This window comes from Arcobacter caeni (genome assembly GCF_003063245.1).
In the GTDB taxonomy this organism is placed as follows: domain Bacteria; phylum Campylobacterota; class Campylobacteria; order Campylobacterales; family Arcobacteraceae; genus Aliarcobacter; species Aliarcobacter caeni.
In genome coordinates this window covers 1-540 of sequence record NZ_MUXE01000056.1, presented here as the reverse complement: position 1 = coordinate 540, position 540 = coordinate 1, and the positions used below count along the sequence as shown (strand labels likewise).

Here is a 540-nt window from a genome sequence, read left to right as displayed (position 1 = left end):
ATTCTTGATAATGGAACTTTTACATCACCTACTGTTTCACCTGTAACTTCTTGTTGCATCTGTTTTGCTTCACTAAGTGTTACTCTTTTTGTTTCTTGATCTTCAATTGGTTTTGAAACAATTTGCTTGTTTTCTCCAACACTAAATGATACGTTTACATTTTTATAACTGTTTGGTGTAGTAGTAACTTTTGGAACTGTTGGTACTTTTAGTGCTTCTTTATTTACAATTGTTGTGATTACTTTGTCTATTTGTTTGTTTGGTGTTTCTGTTGCTGGTTTATCAATTATTGGCTTTGAAGTAACTTTTGTACCAATTAACCAAATAGGTTTAGTATCTCCATCTTTTCCAACTTGCCAAGATAAAACTGGAGTTCCTTTTATCATTGTAGAATCTTCAACTATATCCCAATTAGCATTTTTAAAAATATTTAAGTCTTTTATTGATGATGCACTTAATCCTTTTGAACCAGACTTATCATTTGTGTATCCACTCTTAGTCGTATTCCAAAAAGAATTATTTATATTAATTGTTCTTCCT

Annotated in this window: 1 protein-coding gene; it reads right to left on the bottom strand. The window is 30.0% G+C overall.

Annotation, left to right across the window (positions count from 1 at the left end):
* Positions 1 to 540: hypothetical protein (locus tag B0174_RS12275; protein ID WP_165790432.1), on the bottom strand; the 540-nt coding region annotated here is incomplete at both ends.